General features: G+C 64.7%; 16 protein-coding genes. 8 read left to right on the plus strand and 8 right to left on the minus strand.

Annotation, left to right across the window (positions count from 1 at the left end; all coding sequences use genetic code 11):
- Positions 1–89: 89 nt before the first annotated feature.
- The 4 genes from ilvD to ilvG form a co-directional block, all read right to left on the minus strand.
- Entirely contained in the window at positions 90–1,931 is a 1,842-nt protein-coding gene (gene ilvD / locus ACB033_RS19340) for a dihydroxy-acid dehydratase (RefSeq protein ID WP_139726458.1), read from the minus strand.
- Positions 1,932–2,077: 146 nt separating this feature from the next.
- Positions 2,078–3,022 (minus strand): branched-chain amino acid transaminase, encoded by a 945-nt coding sequence (locus ACB033_RS19345; RefSeq protein ID WP_139726457.1) that lies wholly within the window; start codon positions 3,020–3,022, stop codon positions 2,078–2,080.
- Between the two features lie 12 nt (positions 3,023–3,034).
- Positions 3,035–3,286, minus strand: a complete 252-nt coding sequence (ilvM, locus tag ACB033_RS19350) for an acetolactate synthase 2 small subunit (protein WP_005306810.1) — start codon at positions 3,284–3,286, stop codon at positions 3,035–3,037.
- Positions 3,283–4,944, minus strand: coding sequence for an acetolactate synthase 2 catalytic subunit (gene ilvG, locus ACB033_RS19355; protein ID WP_139726456.1), 1,662 nt, complete (start codon positions 4,942–4,944; stop codon positions 3,283–3,285). Before ilvG ends, ilvM begins: the two co-directional genes overlap by 4 nt.
- Before the next feature lie 385 nt (positions 4,945–5,329).
- Between ilvG and ACB033_RS19360 the strand changes: the two genes are divergently transcribed.
- From ACB033_RS19360 to ACB033_RS19370, 3 genes are all read left to right on the plus strand, one after another.
- Positions 5,330–6,844, plus strand: a complete 1,515-nt coding sequence (locus ACB033_RS19360; RefSeq protein ID WP_139726455.1) for a YifB family Mg chelatase-like AAA ATPase — start codon at positions 5,330–5,332, stop codon at positions 6,842–6,844.
- A gap of 115 nt (positions 6,845–6,959) precedes the next feature.
- Positions 6,960–7,874, plus strand: a complete 915-nt coding sequence (locus ACB033_RS19365; RefSeq protein ID WP_139726454.1) for an acyltransferase — start codon at positions 6,960–6,962, stop codon at positions 7,872–7,874.
- Positions 7,868–8,821 carry an acyltransferase gene (locus ACB033_RS19370; protein WP_026141557.1) on the plus strand — a complete coding sequence of 318 codons (954 nt, stop codon included), beginning with the start codon at positions 7,868–7,870 and terminating at the stop codon, positions 8,819–8,821. The genes ACB033_RS19365 and ACB033_RS19370 overlap by 7 nt, the downstream gene beginning before the upstream one ends.
- On the opposite strand, the gene ACB033_RS19375 is transcribed toward ACB033_RS19370, so the two are convergent.
- Entirely contained in the window at positions 8,767–9,252 is a 486-nt protein-coding gene (locus tag ACB033_RS19375; protein ID WP_017781285.1) for a DUF523 domain-containing protein, read from the minus strand. The two genes, ACB033_RS19370 and ACB033_RS19375, sit on opposite strands and share 55 nt — an antisense overlap.
- A 100-nt stretch (positions 9,253–9,352) precedes the next feature.
- Positions 9,353–10,003: a DNA mismatch repair protein MutT gene (locus ACB033_RS19380; protein ID WP_017764913.1), complete on the minus strand. Its 651-nt coding sequence runs from the start codon at positions 10,001–10,003 to the stop codon at positions 9,353–9,355.
- Between the two features lie 75 nt (positions 10,004–10,078).
- Here ACB033_RS19380 and ACB033_RS19385 point away from each other — a divergent pair, with 75 nt between their 5' ends.
- The 5 genes from ACB033_RS19385 (at position 10,079) to phnE (ending at position 15,257) form a co-directional block, all read left to right on the plus strand.
- Positions 10,079–10,714 (plus strand): nicotinamidase, encoded by a 636-nt coding sequence (locus ACB033_RS19385; protein ID WP_043170538.1) that lies wholly within the window; start codon positions 10,079–10,081, stop codon positions 10,712–10,714.
- Between the two features lie 101 nt (positions 10,715–10,815).
- Positions 10,816–11,994: a nicotinate phosphoribosyltransferase gene (gene pncB / locus ACB033_RS19390; protein ID WP_005306834.1), complete on the plus strand. Its 1,179-nt coding sequence runs from the start codon at positions 10,816–10,818 to the stop codon at positions 11,992–11,994.
- 124 nt (positions 11,995–12,118) lie between these two features.
- Complete coding sequence (locus ACB033_RS19395; protein ID WP_010635703.1) at positions 12,119–12,964, plus strand: putative selenate ABC transporter substrate-binding protein; 846 nt, start codon at positions 12,119–12,121, stop codon at positions 12,962–12,964.
- Entirely contained in the window at positions 12,961–13,722 is a 762-nt protein-coding gene (locus ACB033_RS19400; protein WP_043170537.1) for a phosphonate ABC transporter ATP-binding protein, read from the plus strand. The genes ACB033_RS19395 and ACB033_RS19400 overlap by 4 nt, the downstream gene beginning before the upstream one ends.
- A complete protein-coding gene (gene phnE, locus ACB033_RS19405) occupies positions 13,710–15,257 on the plus strand; it encodes a phosphonate ABC transporter, permease protein PhnE (RefSeq protein WP_139726453.1) in 1,548 nt (515 codons plus the stop codon). The genes ACB033_RS19400 and phnE overlap by 13 nt, the downstream gene beginning before the upstream one ends.
- A 70-nt stretch (positions 15,258–15,327) precedes the next feature.
- On the opposite strand, the gene ACB033_RS19410 is transcribed toward phnE, so the two are convergent.
- Both ACB033_RS19410 and ACB033_RS19415 read right to left on the minus strand, forming a co-directional pair.
- Entirely contained in the window at positions 15,328–15,936 is a 609-nt protein-coding gene (locus ACB033_RS19410; RefSeq protein ID WP_005306845.1) for a thiol:disulfide interchange protein DsbA/DsbL, read from the minus strand.
- A gap of 226 nt (positions 15,937–16,162) precedes the next feature.
- Positions 16,163–17,152: a serine/threonine protein kinase gene (locus tag ACB033_RS19415; protein ID WP_139726452.1), complete on the minus strand. Its 990-nt coding sequence runs from the start codon at positions 17,150–17,152 to the stop codon at positions 16,163–16,165.
- Positions 17,153–17,217: the final 65 nt, after the last annotated feature.

A 17,217-nucleotide genomic window follows, 5' to 3' on the forward strand; every position in this document is an offset into this window, starting at 1 on the left:
CATCGAGCGATCGCGCCACATCAACCCTTTGTCGGCGCAAAGACCGACCAGTCGGGTCGACTGCTCATAGTTCATATTGGAATTCATCTTTATTCCCCCAACAGGGTGCGATCACGCACCGCGCCTTTATCTGCGCTGGTAGCGAACATGGCGTAGGCGCGCAGGGCAAAAGAGACCTGACGCTGGCGATCGAGTGGCTTCCAGCCACGGGCCTCGACGGCCACGCGGCGGGCGGCCAGCACGCTGTCAGCCACCTCCAGCACCATGCTGCGGGCCGGGATGTCGATGTTGATGATGTCGCCATCCTCCACCAGACAGATAGTGCCGCCAGAGGCCGCCTCCGGCGAGACGTGACCGATGGAGAGACCCGAGGTGCCGCCGGAGAAGCGACCGTCGGTGATCAGCGCGCACGCCTTGCCGAGACCCATGGATTTCAGATAGGTGGTGGGGTAGAGCATCTCCTGCATGCCGGGGCCCCCTTTCGGGCCCTCGTAGCGGATCACCACCACTTCACCGGCCTGGACTGTGCCATCCAGGATGCCGGCGACCGCCGTGTCCTGGCTCTCGAATACCCGGGCCGGGCCACGGAAGGTGAGGTTCTCCTCGTCCACCCCGGCGGTCTTGACGATGGCGCCGTTAAGCGCCAGGTTGCCGGCCAGCACGGCCAGGCCGCCCTCCAGGCTGTAGGCGTTGTCCAGCGAGCGGATGCAGCCCTCGGCGCGGTCCAGATCCAGCTCCGGCCAGCGGCAATCCTGGCTGAACGCCTTGGTGGTACGGATGCCGGCCGGGCCGGCGCGATAGAAGTCCACCACCTCCTGACTCGGCTGGCGGCTGACGTCATACTCGGCCAGCAGCTCCACCAGCGAGGTACCCAGCACGTTGCGGGCATCGCCGTGCACCAGGCCCGCTTTTTCCAGCTGGCCCAGGATGGCGATGACGCCGCCGGCGCGGTGCACGTCTTCCATGTGGTACTTCTGGGTGGAGGGTGCCACCTTGCACAGCTGGGGCACCTTGCGCGACATGCGGTCAATGTCGGCCATGGTGAAGTCGACGCCCGCCTCCTGGGCCGCCGCCAGCAGGTGCAACACGGTATTGGTGGAGCCGCCCATGGCGATGTCCAGCGCCATGGCGTTCTCGAACGCCGCCTTGGTGGCGATGTTGCGCGGCAGGGCACTCGCATCATCTTGTTCATACCAGCGCTTGGCCAGCGTGACGATGCGCTGGCCCGCCAGCTTGAACAGTTGCTCACGGTCTGCGTGGGTCGCCAGCAGGGAACCGTTGCCCGGCTGGGAGAGGCCCAGCGCCTCGGTCAGACAGTTCATGGAGTTGGCGGTAAACATGCCGGAGCAGGAGCCGCAGGTGGGGCAGGCGCTGCGCTCCACCTGTTCGCTCTGGGCATCGGAGACCTTGGGGTCAGCGCCCTGGATCATGGCGTCCACCAGATCCAGCTTGATGATCTGATCGGAGAGCTTGGTCTTGCCCGCTTCCATCGGGCCGCCGGAGACGAAGATCACCGGGATGTTGATGCGCAGGGCGGCCATCAGCATCCCCGGGGTGATCTTGTCACAGTTGGAGATGCAGACCATGGCGTCGGCGCAGTGGGCGTTGACCATGTACTCCACCGAGTCGGCAATCAGCTCGCGCGACGGCAGGGAGTAGAGCATGCCGCCGTGGCCCATGGCGATGCCGTCATCCACGGCGATGGTGTTGAACTCCTTGGCGACGCCGCCGGCGGCCTCGATCTCGCGGGCCACCAGCTGGCCCAGATCCTTGAGGTGGACGTGGCCCGGTACGAACTGGGTAAAGGAGTTGACCACGGCGATGATGGGCTTGCCGAAATCCTGATCGGTCATGCCGGTGGCACGCCAGAGGGCGCGGGCCCCGGCCATGTTACGTCCGTGGGTGGTGGTGGCGGATCTCAACTTCGGCATTGTCTCTACTCCCTGAATGCCCAGCGGGCTCATTATCTTTGGAAATGAAAAAGTGACTCTCGGATCGGGAATCGATCCTGGTGAGGGCACCGCCGGATGCCCTGACCGGAAGCGACTCGGGGAGGCACATCGCCTCCCCTCATTTGTCAGTCAGCCACCGGCGTCAACCAGCCCCACTTGTCTTCGGTCTGGCCGTTGAACAGGCCGAAGAAGGCGTTCTGCAGCTGCTCGGTCACCGGACCGCGGCAACCGGCACCCACCTGCATCCGATCGACGGAGCGCACCGGGGTCACCTCGGCTGCCGTGCCGGTCATGAAGATCTCGTCTGCGACATACAGGGCCTCACGGGGCAGCGCCTGCTCGCGCACCTCGTAACCCAGATCGCGGGCCAGCGTCATGATGGTGTCGCGGGTGATACCGGGCAGGATGGCGGCGGTAGCGGGCGGGGTGAACAGCACGCCGTTCTTCACCAGGAACAGGTTCTCCCCCGCCCCTTCGCTCAGGTAACCGTTCACGTCCAGCGCCAGCCCCTCGGCGAAGCCGTTGCGCTTGGCCTCGCGACTGATCAGCTGGGAGGACAAATAGTTGCCGCCCGCCTTGGCACCGGTGGGAATGGTGTTGGGAGCGAGCCGGTTCCAGGAGGTGACGCACACATCCACCCCGTTCTTCAGTCCCTCTTCGCCGAGATAGGCGCCCCAGGGAATGGCCGCCACGATCACGTCGGCCTTGGCATCCTTGGGAGGATGCAGGCCAAGGCCCACGTTACCGATGAAAGCCAGCGGGCGCAGGTAGCCGCTTTTCAAGCCGTTCTCGCGCACCACGGTGCGGCAGGCCTCATTGATCTCGGCCTCGTTGTAGGGAACCTCCATCCAGTAGATCTTGGCGGAGTCGAACAGGCGGCGGGTGTGCTCCTGCAAACGGAAGATGCAGGTCCCCTTGGGGGTGTCGTAGGCGCGAACCCCCTCAAACACCGAGGAGCCGTAGTGCAGGGCGTGGCTCATCACGTGCACCTGGGCATCATGCCAGGGCACCAGTTTGCCGTTGAACCAGATGTATTGGGGATGAGTGGCGGATTGGGAAGGCTGTGACATTGGCTTGGCTCCTTAAGCTCTGATCCGGGGTTGCTGTTCCAGTGCATCGACCCGGGAGACGTCCACCAGCTTGACCAGCTGGCTCCACAACTGCTGGATGGGACGCACCGACTCGACAGTAACCGTGATCCGCAGTTGTTGGCAATCCTGCTCCATGTTGAGAGCGCAGAGGTTGAAACCGCGGTGACGCACCACCCGCAGCACCCGCTCCATCACTTCGGGTCTGGGCTGGGCATGGATTTGCAAGGTATTGAACTGACTCATGGGCGTTGCTCCATCATCTGGTGGTTGGCGACTCCTGGCGGAACCAGGGGCCAGACGTTTTCTTCCTCTGAAATGGCCACATGCAGCAGATAGGCGCTCTCACTCGCCAGCAGGCGGTCGAGGGCCGGGACTATCTCCTCCTTGCATGTGATGGTCTCGCCCGGAATGCCGAAGGCGGCGGCCAGGGCCACGAAATCGGGGTTGTCGGAAAGGATGGTCTCGCTGTAGCGGCCGTCGAAGAACAGCTCCTGCCACTGGCGCACCATGCCGAGGCGCTGGTTGTCCAGCAGCACCATCTTCACCTTGAGCTGGGCCCGGCGGATGGTGCCAAGCTCCTGCACGTTCATCATGAAAGAGCCGTCGCCGCTCACCAGCACCACCTCATCTTCGGGGCGCGACATCTTGGCGCCGATGGCGGCGGGCAGGCCGAAGCCCATGGTGCCGAGACCGGCGCTGGAGAGGTGGTTGCGCGGGCTGGTGAAGCGCATGTGCTGGGCCACCCACATCTGGTGCTGACCCACGTCGCAGGCCACCACGCTGCTCTCCGGCAACCTGGCAGAAAGCTGCTTGAGCAGTGCCGGGGCATAAATGGGCTGGCCGGGATGGTCGTAACGAAAGGCGTACTCGCGGGCCATGTTCGCGCAGTGCTCACGCCATGGGTCGACGGCAAGGGACATGGCGAGGCGCGGCAGCACCTGTTTCAGATCCTGGGTGATGCCCACTTCGGCGGCGCGGCGCTTGCCGAACTCGGCGGCATCCACATCGAGATGGATGACTTTTGCCTCGGGGGCGAACTCCTCCAGCTTGCCGGTCACCCGATCATCGAAACGGGCACCCACCACCAGCAGCAGGTCGCACTGCTGCACCGCATAGTTGGCGGCCTTGGTGCCGTGCATGCCGAGCATGCCCAGATAAACGGGGCTGTCGGGATCGAGCGCCCCTATCCCCTTGAGGGTGGTGACCGCAGGCATGCCAGTGGCGGCGGCAAAGTTGCGCAGCTGCTGCTCGGCGTTGGCCATCCCCACCCCGCCACCGACGTAGAGCACCGGACGCTCGGCAGCAGCAAGCAGGGTGCGAGCGGCCGTCAGCTCGGCCGGATTGAGATGCTCGGGCTCCGCTACCGCAAACAGCGGGCTCTGGGCCGGCGCTTTGGTCAGTTGAACATTGGCCAGTTGCACGTCCTTGGGCAGATCGATCAGTACGGGGCCGGGGCGCCCCTCGCTGGCGATGGCGAAGGCCTCGGCGATCACCTGAGGCAAATCCGCCACGTCCGTCACCATAAAGGAGTGCTTGGTGCAGGAGAGAGACATGCCGAGCACATCCACTTCCTGGAACGCATCGGTTCCCACGGCAGCGCAGGGCACCTGGCCGCTGATGGCCACCAGCGGCACCGAATCGAGCAGCGCCTCCGCAAGGCCAGTCACCAGGTTGGTGGCACCCGGGCCCGAGGTGGCGATGCAGACCCCCACCTGACCGGAGGCGCGGGCAAAGCCCACCGCCGCCATGGCGGCCCCCTGCTCGTGGCGGCAGAGCTGGTGCGCCAGACCGCCGTCATACAAGGCATCGTAGACCGGCATGATGGCCCCGCCCGGGTAACCAAACACCTGGGTCACACCCTGTTTCTTGAGAGCCTGTACCAAAAACTGCGCACCGTTCATCTGGAAAATCCTGTCCTTTGGTCGAAAAAAAACCCCCGGGCCGTGAGGCTCGGGGGTCGCTTGTTTCGTTCTGTCCGGTGGTGGGTCTATCCCTTGTTCCGTGCAGCTAAACGAGCCCCGAGCGGTGAGATAATAATCACCACTAGGACCACAATAATGCTGACGAAACGGGAGGCCATGTTCATAGTTACAACCGGAAATCCTGTGAAATTGGGGGCGGTTTTTACCGCGAATGGCTATTAGAACTAGCACGGCGGATTTTATTGGGCAAGCGTTTTTTGCCTGACAAGACTCTGATTTTCACTGAGTCCAATCGCGTCAGTTGGAACAAAAAACTAATAAAAAACGGTTAACCAGCATATACATCAAACCAAGGACGGGATTTATGTCATTAGCTGTGGTTTATAGCCGTGCCAGCCTGGGAATAGCGGCCCCGCAAGTCACGGTGGAAGTGCACCTCTCCAACGGTCTGCCCGCCTTCAACATGGTGGGCCTGCCGGAAACCTCGGTGAAGGAGTCGCGGGATCGGGTGCGCAGCGCCCTGCTCAACGGCAATTTCGAGTTCCCGAGCAAGCACATCACGGTCAATCTGGCCCCCGCCGATCTGCCCAAGGAGGGGGGCCGTTTCGATCTGGCTATCGCCATCGGCATCCTCGCCGCTTCCAAGCAGATACCCGCAAAATACCTGCTCGATCACGAATTTTTAGGCGAATTGGCCCTGACCGGCGAGATCCGTCCCGTGCTCGGCGTGCTGCCCGCCGTGCTCGCCTGCCGGGACGCGGGACGCACCCTGCTGGTACCGCGGGAGAACGGCCCCGAGGCCTCGCTGATCCAGGACGCCGAGGTGCGCACCGCCCATCAGCTGCTGGCCGTCACCGCCTGGCTGGCGGGTCAGTACGAACTGCCGCTGCCGGATCCCCAGAGCGCGGAGAGCCTGCCCGATGTGCCGGATCTGCAGGATGTGATCGGCCAATCCCAGGCCAAACGGGCGCTGGAGATCGCCGCCGCCGGCAGCCACAACCTGCTGTTCATCGGCCCGCCCGGCACCGGCAAGAGCATGCTGGCCAGCCGCTTGCCCGGCATTCTGCCACCCCTTAGCGAACAGGAGGCGCAGCAGACCGCCGCCATCCACTCCATCGGCGGCCTCACCCCTCGGGCCGGTCACTGGCACCACAGACCCTATCGCACGCCGCACCACAGCGCCTCGGCCGTGGCGCTGGTGGGCGGTGGCAGCCACCCGCGGCCCGGCGAAATATCCCTGGCCCACAACGGGGTGCTGTTTCTGGATGAACTGCCGGAGTTCGAACGCAAGGTGCTCGACTCCCTGCGCGAGCCGCTGGAAACGGGCCACATCACCATCAGCCGGGCCGCCCGTCAGGTGGATTTTCCCGCCCGCTTCCAGCTGGTCGGCGCCATGAACCCCAGCCCTTGCGGCCACTACGGCGATGGCCAGACCCGCTCCAGCCCGGATCAGATACTGCGCTACCTCGGCAAGCTCTCCGGCCCCTTTCTCGACCGCTTCGACTTGACGGTGGAGGTGCCACTGCTGCCCAAGGGGAGCCTGACCGGCAAGGCGGAGCGGGGGGAGTCGAGCCAGCAGATCCGCGAACGGGTGCTGGGCGCGCGGGAGCGCATGCTGAGCCGCAACGGCAAGCTCAACAACCTGCTTGATAGCCGTGAAATCGAAGAAATTTGCCGATTATCGCCGCAGGATGCCGAGTTTCTGGAGAACGCCATCCAGAAGCTTGGGCTCAGCATCCGGGCCTGGCACCGCATCCTGCGGGTATCGCGCACCATCGCCGATCTGGCGGGGCACGCCACCATCGCAAGAGAGCACCTGATCGAGGCGCTCGGTTACCGGGCGATGGATCGGCTGCTGTCACGGCTGCGCAGCGGCTGATGGGTCGCAAGCGCACCTGACGGCCCTGCATGGTCTCGCGGGCCATCGGCTGATATTATGGCCACAGATCTGACCACTTGATGGCCCTTTATCGACAGCAAGACGGACCCGACCCATGCCCAACAAGCTGATTGAGCGACTGCGCGGCAGCCTCTCGACCCTGCTCTATTTTCTCAACACCCTGTTCTGGTTTATCCCGATCCTCTCGCTGGGCCTGCTCAAGCTGATGCTGCCCCTCAAGGGCTGGCGCACCTTCTGCAATGCCCTGCTGGATGGCAGCGCCGGCTGCTGGATCGGTTTCAACAACCTGATCCAGAAAACCATCATCAGAACCCCTTTCGATGTGGTCGGAGTGGACAAAGGGCACCGGAATGAGTGGTATATGGTGATTGCCAACCATCAATCCTGGGTCGACATACTGGTACTGCAGCGGGTTTTTAATCAAAAAATCCCCTTCCTGAAGTTTTTCCTCAAGAAAGAACTGATTTGGGTACCTTTTCTCGGGCTGGCCTGGTGGGCGCTGGACTTCCCCTTCATGCAGCGATATTCCCGCAAACTGCTGGAAAAGAAGCCCCATCTGAAGGGAAAAGACATAGAGACCACGCGCAAGGCCTGTGCCAAGTACCGCCACATGCCGGTGAGCGTGATGAACTTCGTGGAGGGCACCCGCTTCACCGCCCGCAAACACGACAAACAGGCAGCGCCCTATCGTCACCTGCTGCACCCGAGGGCTGGCGGCATTGCCTTCACCCTGGCAGCCATGGGCGATCAGCTGCACAAGCTGGTGGATGTGACCATCGCCTATCCGGGCGGCATCCCCAGCTACTGGGACTTCATGTGCGGTCGGGTCAAGGAGATCAAGGTTCGGGTCCGCTTTCTGCCGATCGAACGCAATCTGGTGGGGGATTACTTCAATGACCCCGAGTTCCAACAAGAGTTTCAGCAGTGGTTGAACGGGATCTGGCACGAGAAGGACCAGACCCTGAACCAGCTGCTGGCAGACAAGACGCCCCAAACTACGCCATGCTAAGCCTGCTCCCGGGTCCGCTGGTGCTGCTCATCAGCGCCAGCCTGACCATACTGTTTACCGCCCTGTGCGCCAGCCTGATCCTGCTGGTGTCGCTGGTCAAACTGCTGCCCGTTCCGCCCCTGGCCCGTGCCTGCAGCCGGCTCAACAACCGCTTCATGCGGCTGTGGCTGGCCTGCAACGCCCTGGTGATCCGCCTCACCACCCGCATCGACTGGCAGGTGGAGGACGACACCCGGCTGCGCAAGGATGGCTGGTATCTCATCATCAGCAACCACATGAGCTGGACCGACATCGTCGTGCTGGGTCACCTGTTTCGCGACCGGCTGCCGGTGCCCAAATTCTTCATGAAGCACGAGCTCATCTATATACCGCTGCTGGGGCTGGCCTGCTGGGGGCTGGACATGCCCTTTATGCGTCGCTACTCACGGGAGTTCTTGCTGCGCAACCCGCATCTGCGGGGCAAGGATATCGAGACCACCCGCAACGCCTGCGAGCAGTTTCGCCACATCCCCACCACCGTCATCAACTTCGTGGAGGGGACCCGCTTCACCGAGGCGAAGCGCGATGCCTCCCGCTCCCGATACCAGCATCTGATGCCGCCCAAGGCGGCGGGGCTGGCCTTCACCCTGGCGGCCATGGGGGAGCAGTTCGACAGCCTGATCAACGTCACCATCAGCTATCCGGACAACGTCGAGACCCCCTTCAAGGACTTCCTGATGGGGCGAATGAAGCGCATCCGGGTGCGGATCGAGGAGCTGCCGGTGGACGAGCAGCTGGTGGGGGATTACTTCAATGACAAGCAGTTCAAGCGCGGCTTCCAGGAGTGGCTGAACCAGCGCTGGCAGGAGAAGGACGCCGTGCTGGCGCAGTGGCAGGCGGCCGATGCGGCGGCTCAGACCGATCCGCAGGCCGCCGAGGCGAGCGCCGAGGCCAGCTCGGGCAGCTGATCCTCGCTGAACACGGCGATGCCGTGGCGACGCAGCAGGGCAGTGGTCATGCCCTCGCCCGCCACGGACTGCCCCTCGAAGCGGCCGTTGTAGATGCGGCCGCTGCCGCAGGAGGGGCTCCCTTCTTTCAGCAGGGCGAAGCGAATCCCCTGCTGCTGACAAGTCGCCAGCGCCAGTGCGGCGCCACGGGCAAACTCCGCCGTCACATCCAGTCCGCTTGCGGTCACCACTCGCTCCCCCTGCCGCTCGGCAGGGGGGCGCGGCGTCGGCAGACCGCCCGCCACCTCGGGACAGAAGGCCAATGCCCGCCCCTCGGCCCCCAGCGTTTGCAGCCAGTCGCTGACGATGCCCTTGCTCTGGCCGTCGTAACGAACCGGCTGACCCAGCAAGCAGGCGCTCACCAGTACCTTGTGCACGCTGGTCTCACTCATGCTTTGCTCCCCCGCTGGCTAAAACCAGGGCCCTCGTAGCGCAACGAACATGGTCCCAGCAGACAGGCGCTTACCAATACCTTGTGCACACCTGCACCACTCATGCTTCCGCTCCGTGCATCACCTGATCGAACATCACGCAGCAGGGGCTCTCCAGCCGGTAGAGGATGGCGGGACGCTGCTTGCCGGTGCGCTTGCGGCCGGTGTCCACCAGGATATCGGCGCGATGGATGCGCTTGCGAAAGGCGGCCGTGTTCATCGGGGTCTGCAGGATGATTTCGAAGGCCCGCTGCACCTCGGAGAGGGTGAACTCGGCCCCCAGCAGTTGTAGCGGCAGGGTGCTGTAACGGCTCTTGATGCGCAGTCGCTCCAGCCCTCTGGCGATCAGCTGGGTGTGGTCGAAGGCGAGGCTGAGCCCCGGCAGGGCAGAGAGCGGGTGCCAGCAGCCGTGGAGAACCTCCACCTCGGGATCCACCAGACAGAGGTAGACCAGGGTGGTGGACCAGCCACGGGGATCCCGCTCCAGGTTGCCCAGGGTGCAGACCTGCTCGCTGTAGCAGTGGCCCAGCCCCCATTCGGTCAACAGACGATGGCGAGCCGCGTCCAGATCCCGATCCCGGGTCTCGTCGATGCGCAGGGCCGGCAGTTGCCAGCAGTGGGCAAAGGGCGGGCGATCGCGGGTCTCCAGCAGCAGCTCGAGCCGCTCCTCGTTCAACCGCAGCACCACCATATCCAGACTCATTCTCAACATGCCGATCGCCCTGCTCGCCTTCGATTAATGTTTGGTAGATAATATCACACGAATAGTATGTGCAGGAGCCACTCAATGGGAACCGTCGCCAGCCTGGATATTGATGCGCAGAAGGGGTTTACCCCCCTCTGCCCGAACGAACTGCCCGTCGCGGGCGGGGATGATATTGTGGCTGCGCTCAACGCTCAGGCCACCCTCGCCAGCCTGCGGGTCGGCAGCAAGGATTCACACCCGGCCAACGCCGCCTGGGCCGTCAGCGACCCTGCCGGCATGCTGCTGCCGCTGGATATGCCCAACGCCGACCTCACCTGGCCGGTGCACTGCGTGCCGGGCACTCGCGGCTTCGAACTGCTCGACGGCCTGCCGGCCCCGGTCGATTACGACTTCTTCGTCTGGAAGGGGGTCGAGCCGGATCTGCACCCCTACGGCACCTGCTTCCACGATCTGGCCGAGCGTCGCAGCACCGGGCTCATCGAGTTCCTGCAGTCCCGCGGCGTCGCGACCGTGCTGGCCGGCGGTCTCGCCACCGACTACTGCGTCAAGACCAGCGTGCTGCAGCTGCGCCGCGCCGGCTTCCGGGTGATCGTCCACCTTGATGCCTGTCGTGGCATTGCCCCCGAAACGGTCGCTCAGGCCCACACCCAGATGATCGAGGCCGGCGCCGAACTGGCCCAGACCCTTGCCGATGTACAACGCCTGCTGGACGCCTGATATGCCTCCCATTCTCAACAGCCTGCCCGATACCGGCGTCTGCAATCTACAAAAGCGGCAGGGGAGCGCTCTTGCGTTCACCCGCCTGCGGGGAGTCTGATATGCCACCCATACTCAACAGCCTGCTCGATACAGATGCTTACAAGCTGCACATGCAGCAGGCGGTGTTCCATCGCTATCCGGATGCCGAGGTGGTGGCCGAGTTCCACAGCCGCAACGAGGAAGATCTGCTGCCAATGATGGGTCAGATTGAGGAGCAGCTGCGCCTCGCCGGCTCCCTGCGCCTGACCCGGCCCGAGCTCAACTTCCTGGCGGAGCGCCCCTTCTTTACCCCTGACTACCTCGACCACCTGCGCCGCAAGCCGCTGGATGCCTCCCTGCTCAAGGTGTTCGAGCAGGATGGTCGCATCAACGTGCGGGTCGAGGGCCCCTGGCAGGACGTGATCCTGTGGGAGATCCCGGTGCTCGCCATCATCAGCGAGATGCGCAACCGCTTCCGCTACCCCCAGTTTGGCGTCACTCAGGCGCTGGAGCGGCTCGATCAGAAGCTCGACAAGCTGGAGCGGGAGCTGAGCCGGGAAGAGATGAGCGAGTTCAACCTCATCGACTTTGGCACCCGTCGCCGCTTCTCCCTCGCGGTACAGGATGCGGTGGTGGGTCGCCTCCAGGAGCGGCTGCCGGCGTTTCGCGGCACCAGCAACTACCTGCTGGCCCAGAAGTACGGCCTGCCGGCGGTAGGCACCCAGGCTCACGAGTGGTTCCAGGCCCATCAGCAGCTCGGCTTCCCGCTCGAGCACAGCCAGCGTGCCGCCCTCACCAGCTGGCTGGATGAGTTCACCAACCACCTCGGCATCGCGCTCACCGACTGCATCACCATGGATGCCTTCCTGCGCGACTTCGACTTCGAGCTGGCCAGCCGCTATCAGGGGCTGCGTCACGACTCCGGCGATCCCGTGGTATGGGGCGAGAAGGCCATCAGCCACTATCAGCGGCTCGGCATCGACCCCACCGAGAAGACGCTGGTCTTCTCCGATGGCCTCAATCTCGACAAGGCCGTCGAGCTGCTGCGCCACTTCCGCGGCCGCATCAACACCAGCTTCGGTATCGGCACCAAGCTCACCTGCGATCTGCCCGGCGTCAGCCCGATGAACATCGTCTTCAAGCTGATCGAGTGCAACGGCGGCCCGGTCGCCAAGATCTCCGACAGCCCGGGCAAGACCCTGTGCCGGGACGCGGACTTCATCCGCAACCTCAAGCAGGCCTTCCACGTCGGGGTCTAACGCCTATTTTTGGGGGCGCATCTTGCGCCAGTGGCCAGTGGCCCCCTACCATTCTCTCCTCGTCAGGTCCGACTGGTGTCGGGCCTTTCTATTGCCCGAACGACAGCCCACCAAGGAGTGCACCATGACCCGCAAATGGATATTCGCCCTCACCACCCTGTTCACCAGCCTGAGCGCCATCGCCACCGAACCGCTGCGGGTCTCCGCCATCCCGGACGAGGCCCCCACCGAGCTGCAACGCAAGTTTGCCCCGCTGGGTGACTACCTGGCCGAGAAGACCGGCCGCGAGGTGGTGTTCGTGCCGGTCAACGACTACGCCGCCGTGGTCGAGGCGCTGGCCGCCGGCAAGCTGGACATGGCCTGGCTCGGTGGCTTCACCTATGTGCAGGCCCATCGTCGTGCCGACAAGGTGGTGCCCCTGGTTCAGCGCCAGGAGGATGCCCAGTTCACCTCCAAGTTCATCGCCAATGCCGACAGCGGCATCAAGACCCTGGCCGACACCAAGGGCAAGGACTTTGCGTTCGGCTCCCCCTCCTCCACCTCCGGTCACCTGATGCCACGCCACTTCCTGGCCGAGCAGGGCATCAACCCGGAGCGTGACTTCGCCCACGTCGCCTTCTCCGGCGCCCACGACGCAACCGTCGCCTGGGTCGCCTCCGGCAAGGTGCCGGCCGGTGCGCTCAACGCCTCCGTGTGGGAGAAACTGGTGGAAGAGGGCAAGGTCGACACCGCCAAGGTCAAGGTGATCTGGACCACACCGACCTACTTTGACTACAACTGGACCGTGCGCGGCGGCCTGGATCCGGCCCTGCAAGAGAAGATCAAGCAGGCCTTCCTCAGCCTGGATCCGGCGGTGCCCGCCCAGGCCGAAATCCTCAAGCTGCAGCGCGCCAGCCGCTTCATCGAGACCAAGCCCGAGAACTACCTGGGCATCGAAGCCGCCGCCACCCAGGCCGGCCTGCTGAAGTGATCGCCGTCGCGCTGGACGGGGAAGGATTGCGGCTCGGCCAGAGCCGCATCCTGCAGCCGTTCAACCTGCAGATAGCGGCAGGCGAGTGCGTGGCTATCATAGGGCCAAGCGGCGCTGGCAAGACCAGCCTGCTGCGGCTGATCGGCACCGAGCTGCGTGGCGAAGGCAGGCTCGCCCTCTGGGAGCAGGATCCCTGGTCCCTCTCCACCCGGGACCGCCAGCGGCTGCGCAGCCGGATCGGCATGGTCTGGCAGCAACCGCCGCTGCCCGCCTCCCAGCAGGTGGTGACCGCCGTGCTGGCCGGCCGGCTCGGCCAGTGGTCCCTCGGCCGCTCCTTGCTCTCCCTGCTGCGCCCCTGCGACCCGCAAGGCGCGCGGGCCGAACTGGCCCGCCTCGGCCTCGCCGACAAGTGGCAACAGCGCTGCGGCGAGCTCTCCGGTGGCCAGTTGCAACGGGTCGGCATCGCCCGGGTGCTCTATCAGCAGCCTGATCTGATCCTGGCCGACGAGCCTGTCTCCGCCCTCGATCCCGTGCTCGCCCAGAGCAGCCTGGATGCCCTGCTGGCCCAGGCCCGCGCCCGGGGCAGCACACTCATCGCCAACCTGCATGCGGTCGAGCTGGCGCTCGGCCGCTTCCCCCGCATCATCGGCCTGCGCGAGGGGCGAGTGCAGTTCGACTGTCCGGCGACGGCCGTCACCCCAGCCATGCTGGCCGAGCTCTACGCCGGTGATGACGAGGCGGCTGCGTGTTTGAACTGACCCACCGCTGGCGCCATCCCCTGCCCTGGCTGTTGCTGCTCATCGGCTACAGCCTGTGGCAGCAGGCCGACGGCTGGCTCGGCCTGTTCGACGGCCAGAGCTGGCGGCAGATGGGTAACTTCCTCGCCACCAGCTGGCCACCCCGTTTTGATCGGGACTTTCTCGCCCTGACCCTGACCGCGACCCTGGAGAGCCTGGCCGTCGCCACCCTGGGGCTGGCGGGCGCCCTGCTGCTCGGCGTGCCGTTTGCCCTGCTCGGCTCCCGCGCCCTGTCGCTGGCCGAACTGGGGCCGGTGCCCAGCCCGCTGCGCAGCGCCTTGCGAGCCCTCTCGCGCCTCGTCGCCATCGTGCTGCGCAGCCTGCCCGAGCTCATCTGGGCACTGCTGTTCGTGCGCCTGTCCGGGCTCGGGCCGCTGGCCGCCATCCTGGCCATCGCGGTCAGTTACGGCGGCATGCTGGCCAAGGTTTACAACGAGATCATGGAGAGCGGCGCCCTGCAACCAGCCCGCGCCCTGCTGCTGGGTGGTAGTGGCCGGCTGCAGGCACTCTGGTACGGCGTGCTGCCCGCAGTGCGCCAGGAGCTGCTCTCCTACACCGTCTACCGCTGGGAGTGCGCCCTGCGCGCCTCCGTCATCATGGGCTTCGTCGGTGCCGGCGGGCTCGGCCAGCAGCTCGAGCTCTCCCTGCGCATGTTTGCCGGTGGCGAGGTGGTGACCCTGCTGCTGGCCTTTATCCTGCTGGTAACCCTGGCGGATGGCCTCAGCGCCTGGTTGCGCCACAGCCGCTCCCCCGGCCTGCTGTTGCTGATCTGCCTGGGGCTGGCCGCAACTCTCGCTCTTTATCAACTCGACTGGCGCATGCTGAGCTTCTCCTTCGGGGGGCTGGGCACCTTTCTGGGGGAGTTCTTGCAACCGGACTGGTCATGGCCCTTCCTCAAGACGGTGGCCAGCGGCCTGCTCGATACGGTGCAGATGGCGCTGCTGAGTACCCTCTTCAGCGCCCTGCTGGCCCTGCCGCTGGCCTGCCTCGCTCGCCACTGCTGGCCGCTGCGGCTGTTGTTCAACCTGCTGCGCTCGGTACCCGAGCTCATCTTCGCCAGCCTGCTGGTGATCGCGGTCGGGCTGGGGCCGGTGGCTGGCATACTGGCGCTGACCCTGCACACCACCGGGGTGCTGGCGCGCCTCTTCGTGGAGACCCTGGAGAACGCCGATCCTGCCCCCCGCCTCGCCCTGCAGCTGAGCGGGGCCGGGTCCATTGCCAGCTTCTGGTACGGGCTGTTTCCCCTGGTCACGCGCCAGTGGCTGGCCTACAGCCTCTATCGCGGCGAGATGAACCTGAGGGCCGCCACCATACTCGGCGTGGTCGGCGCCGGCGGACTGGGGCAGCAGCTCTATGTTTCCCTGAGCCTGTTCCGTTACGATCAGACTGCCACCCTGCTGCTGGCCATCCTGCTGCTGGTCTGGCTGGCGGAGGCCATCAGCCGCCGCACCCGCTTGCCGCGCCCGGCCCCCACTCAGCGGGATTGCCAGATCTGACGCAGGCTCCTGATAAACAAAAAGCCCGCCGGTTTGCACCGGCGGGCTTTTTTCATGGGATCAGACGAGGTCAGTCTTTCTTGGCCAGCAGGAATTTCACCAGCTGGTTGAACTGCTCCTGGGAAGTAATGGATTCGATTTTCACCATGTACTTGCCGTTCACCAGGAAGGCCGGCACACCGCGGATGTTGTAGCTCTCGGTGTTGCGGTCAAACTGGGAGACCATGCCGGAGACGGCGAAGCTGTCGACGGCACCGTCGAACTCTTCGGCCGGTACGCCGTTGTCCACGAAGATCTGCTTCACGTCGGCGCGGCTCTGCGGGATCTGACGCTGGGTGTGGATCTTGTCGAAGATGGCCGGGGTCAGCTTGCCTTCAACGTTCAGCAGGCTGGCAACGGCGTAGGCACGCTGCATCTCCGGACCCATTTCGCGGCCCAGGAAGGCCACCGGGTTCTTCTTCATCGGCACGCCTTCCGGCAGGTTCTTCTTCAGATCCTCGGCAATCGGCTCGAACTTGGCGCAGTGGGGGCAGTAGTAGGAGAAGAACTCCAGTACTTCCGGCTGGGCGCTACCGGTCTGCTTGACCACATCATAGTTGACGCCTTCCTTGAATTCGGGGGCGGCGTGAACCATGGGCATCATCAGCATGGCAGCAAGGAAAAACAGAATTTTTTTCATGACGTTTCCTGTTAAGGGATCACTGTGAGGCACGCCCGGCGAACCGAAGCAGTGCCAAGCCTATTGCGTCACCACTGCACAGTCAATGATCAAGCAGGGGTGCGAGTCCCATCCCTCGCGCACCAGGTCGTCAAGCTCTCTCCCCGGCGCCCGCGTCAGCGCGAACGCCTTGATAGCCTGCCGCGGGTCTGCGGCAGGCATGGCGAACGGCCGGCAACCCGCCACATCACCAGCCCGGCATCAGGGTCAGGGGCGGCGCCTTGAGTGCCTCCAGCTGATCGTGCAGGGTGGCGATCTGCTGGCGCCAGTAGTGCTCGGTATTGAACCAGGGGAAGTGGCGGGGGAAGGCGGGATCCTCCCAGCGCCGCGCCAGCCAGGCCATGTAGTGGACAATGCGCATGGCCCGCAGCGGCTCGATCAGCGCCAGCTCGCGCGGGTCGAACTCCATGAACTCCTCGTAGCCCGCCAGCAGGGTGTCGAGCTGGATCTGCTGCTCGCTGCGCTCGCCGTTCAGCATCATCCAGAGATCCTGGATGGCCGGACCGGTGCGGCAGTCGTCGAGATCGACAAACATGGGACCGTCGCGCCACAGGATGTTGCCCGGATGGCAATCGCCATGCAGGGAGATCTGCGCCACATCCAGGGTCATGGCGTCACTGACATGCTTGATCAGCTCGTCGAGCACCCCGAAGAATTGCTTGGCCAGCCCGCTCGGCAGCCACTCGCCGGACGCCAGCAGCTGACGCGGCTCGTGCAGCATGGTCTCCACGTCGAGCCGGATCCGGTGGTGAAACGGCTTGCTGGCACCGAGCTGATGGATGCGGCCGAGGTAGCGCCCCACCCACTCCAGCTGGTCGAGGTTGTCCACCTCGAACTGGCGTCCCCCCACGCTCTGCCAGATGGCAAACGGGTAGCCCTGATGCTCCAGCAGGGTCTCGCCGGCAAAGGCGAGCGGGGCGGCGACCGGGATCTCCGCCTCGCACAGGCGAGCGGCAAACTCGTGCTCCTCGAGGATCTGGGCCCGGCTCCAGCGGCCGGGACGGTAGAACTTCACCACGTAGCGGCGACGCTCCTCGTCCTGGAACTGATAAACCCGGTTTTCGTAGCTGTTGAGCTCGATGAGGCCCGAGTCGAGCCGCAGACCGCTGAGATCCAGCGCATCCATGATGAGGTCGGGTGTGAGATCGGAATAGTTGAAACGCATGTCATCCACCATGAGAAAGGGGCGCCGTTGCGCCCCATTCTATCACTACTGTCCGCCGTTGCCGTGCATGGCAGTGT

It is taken from the genome of Aeromonas sp. S15(2024) (genome assembly GCF_041402265.1).
Taxonomy (GTDB): domain Bacteria; phylum Pseudomonadota; class Gammaproteobacteria; order Enterobacterales; family Aeromonadaceae; genus Aeromonas; species Aeromonas dhakensis.